General features: G+C 69.1%; 1 protein-coding gene. It reads right to left on the bottom strand.

The window, feature by feature from the left end; all coding sequences use genetic code 11:
- Positions 1–3,230 (bottom strand): non-ribosomal peptide synthetase (locus B9S58_RS08080; RefSeq protein WP_146063479.1); only part of this gene is annotated, 3,230 nt, incomplete at both ends.

The raw sequence follows: 3,230 nt of genomic DNA, 5'->3' as shown, positions 1-3,230 counted from the left end.
CTGGAAGAGCGGGTGCCGGGCGACGGTGCGGTCCGGGTTGAGTGCCTCGACGATCCGTTCGAAGGGCAGGTCCTGGTGGGCGTAGGCGTCGAGGTCGGTGGTGCGTACCCGGTCGAGTAGTTCGCGGAAGGTGGGGTCGCCGGAGGTGTCCGTCCGCAGTACGAGGGTGTTGACGAAGAAGCCGACCAGGTCGTCCAGCTTCTCGTCGGTGCGTCCGGCTGTCGCTGTGCCCAGCGGGATGTCCGTGCCCGCGCCGAGCCGTGAGTAGAGCGTCGCCAGCGCCGCTTGCAGCACCATGAACAGGGTGGTGCCGTTCTTCCGGGCCAGGGCGACGAGCCCGGCGTGCAGCCCGGGGTCCGTCAGGGTGGTGACGAGATCACCGCGGTGCGAGGGAACCGGCGGACGCGGCCGGTCCATCGGCAGCTCCAACTCCTCCGGAGCCCCCGCCAACACACCCTCCCAATACCGCAACTGACGTACGGTCAGGCTGTCTTCGTCGCGCTGGTCGCCGAGGACCTCGCGCTGCCAGCTCGCGTAGTCGGCGTACTGCACCGGCAGCGGGGCCTGGTCGGGGGGATCGCCGGCGGCACGGGCCGCGTAGGCGAGGCTCAGATCGCGGGCCAGCGGGGCCATGGACCAGCCGTCGCCGGCGATGTGGTGCAGGACGAGCAGAAGTACGTGGTCCTCCGGCGCCAGCCTCAGCAGCTCGGCGCGCAGGGGCAGCTCGGCGGCGAGGTCGAACTCGTACCCGGCCGCCCGGCCGGCGAGTTCGTGGACCTCGTCCTCGGTGCAGGCGCGGACCACCAGCGGGACCCGCGGGTCGGCGGCGATGTGCTGCCGGGGTTCGCCGTGCAGGGACCGGATGGTGGTGCGTAGGGCTTCGTGGCGTTGGGCGACGTCGTCGAGTGCTGTGCTGAGTGCGTTCTGGTCGAGTGGTCCGTGGAGGCGGAGGGCGAGGGGGATGTTGTAGGTCGAGCCGCCTTCTTCCCATTCGCCCAGGAACCAGAGTCGTTGTTGGGCGAATGACAGGGGGAGTGGGTCGGGTCGTGTTTGTGCTGCTGTCAGTGCGGGGCGTGTTTCGGTGGGTGGTCTGAGTCCGGTGGCCAGTCCGGCGGGGGTGGGTGTCGTGAAGAGGGTGCGGATGGTGACTTCGGCGCCGAGGGCTGAGCGGATGCGGCTGATGAGGCGGATGGCGAGGAGGGAGTGTCCGCCGAGGGAGAAGAAGCTGTCGTCGGCGCCGGCTCGTGGGATGCCGAGTACTTCGGCGAACAGTCCGCAGAGGACTTCCTCGGTCGGGGTGCGTGGGCCGCGGCCGGTGGCTGAGCCGTTCATCGGTGGTTCGGGGAGTTTCTTGCGGTCGAGTTTGCCGTTGGGGGTGAGTGGCAGTGCGTCCAGGACGACGACGGCTGCCGGGACCATGTATTCGGGCAGTGTCTGGCTTATGAAGCGGCGTAGTTCGTCCGCGTCGAGTGTGCTGCCCGTGGCCGGGACGGCGTAGGCGATGAGGCGTTTCTCGCCGGGGCGGTCTTCGCGGGCTGTGACGGTGTTCTGTAGGACGCCGGGGAAGCGGGCGAGGGCTGCTTCGATTTCGCGGGGTTCGACGCGGAAGCCGCGGATCTTGACCTGGTCGTCCTGTCGGCGGACGAATTCCAGGGTGCCGTCTGTTCGCCAGTGGGCGATGTCTCCGGTGCGGTACATGCGTTTGCCGGGTTCGTGGGGGTTGGCGACGAAGCGTTCGGCGCTGAGGCCGGGCCGGCCTGCGTAGCCGCGGGCCAGGCCGGAGCCGGCTACGTACAGTTCGCCGGGGACGCCGGGTGGTACCGGGCGCAGCAGTGTGTCGAGGACGTAGGCGTGTTTGCCGGCGAGGGGGGAGCCGATGGGGATCGATGTGGCTCCGGTGTGGATCTCGTCCACGGTGAACGAGGTGGTGAAGCCCATGGATTCGACGGGGCCGTATCCGTTGAGGATGCGCAGGTGGGGGTGGAGGGTGCGGGCTCGTTCGACGTGGGAGACGGATGCGGCTTCTCCGGCGGTCATGACGGTGCGCAGGTGGGTGAGGACTTGTGGGTGGTCGTCGACCAGGACGTTGAAGAGGCTTGCCGAGAGCTGGAGGACGCTCACGCCGCGTTCGGTGACCAGGGTGGTCAGTTCTGTGAGGTCTGTGCGTGATTCGACGGGCAGGACGGAGGTTCCGCCGTGGAGGAGGGGGGAGAAGATCTCCAGGGCGAAGGCGTCCCAGGAGACCGGTGAGGACTGGAGGTAGACGTCGTCGGGTCGGAACTCCAGGTAGTCGGGTCCGACGAAGGTGGAGACCAGGGCCCGGTGCGGGGCCACGACGCCTTTGGGGCGGCCGGTCGAGCCGGAGGTGAACATCACGCAGGCCGCGTCGTCGGGGCCGCAGGTCTGTTGTGTGCCGGGGCCGCTGCCGTCCAGCTGGTCGATCCGTCTGCCGTCCTCGTCGGTGTCGAGCAGGACGTATGCCGGGCCCTCGCCCAGTTCGGCGGCCTGTTCGCGTCGTGACACCACGTGGCGTACGCCGGCGTCGGCGATGACGGCGGTGAGCCGTTCCACGGGGAAGGCCGGGTCGAGCAGTGTGTAGGCGGCTCCCGCTTTCAGTACGGCGAGCAGGGCGGTGACCAGGGCGGGTCCGCGTTCCAGGTACACGCCGACGATGTCGCCGCGTCGCACGCCCCGGGCCAGCAGATGCCGGGCGAGCTGGTTGGCGCGGGTGTCGAGAAGGTTGTACGGGATCTGTTCGTCGCCCTGGATCAGTGCGATCCGGTCGGGGGTCTTGCGGGCCTGTTCCTCGAACACCGTCTGCACCGGGCGGTTGTCGCCGGCCGGTACTGAGGATCCGCTCCATTCGTGCAGGGCCCGGTGTTCCTCGGCGGGGTCCAGGAGGCCGATGCCCGTGACGGGGATGTCGGGGTCGGCCACGACGGCTTCCAGGATCCGGATCAGCCGGCTGGTCATGGATTCCACCGTCGAGCGGTCGTAGAGGTCCGTCGCGAACTCCACGTCCCACCGCAGTCCGCCGAACCCGGTGTCCGTGTTGGGGAGTTCCTCGGCGAAGAAGGTGAGGTCGAACTTGGCGACGCGGTGGTCCAGCGGGTGGTGTTCGGCCGTCACGCCGGGGAGGTCGAGGGTGGAGGCGGTGTTGTTCTGGAGGACCAGCATGTGCTGGAAGAGCGGGTGCCGGGCGACGGTGCGGTCCGGGTTGAGTGCCTCGA

Origin of the sequence: Streptomyces sp. SM11 (genome assembly GCF_002910905.1) — a bacterium.
Classification (GTDB): Bacteria; Actinomycetota; Actinomycetes; order Streptomycetales; family Streptomycetaceae; genus Streptomyces.
The sequence above is the reverse complement of the archived record's forward strand: the minus strand, read 5'-3'. Positions and strand labels throughout refer to the sequence as shown.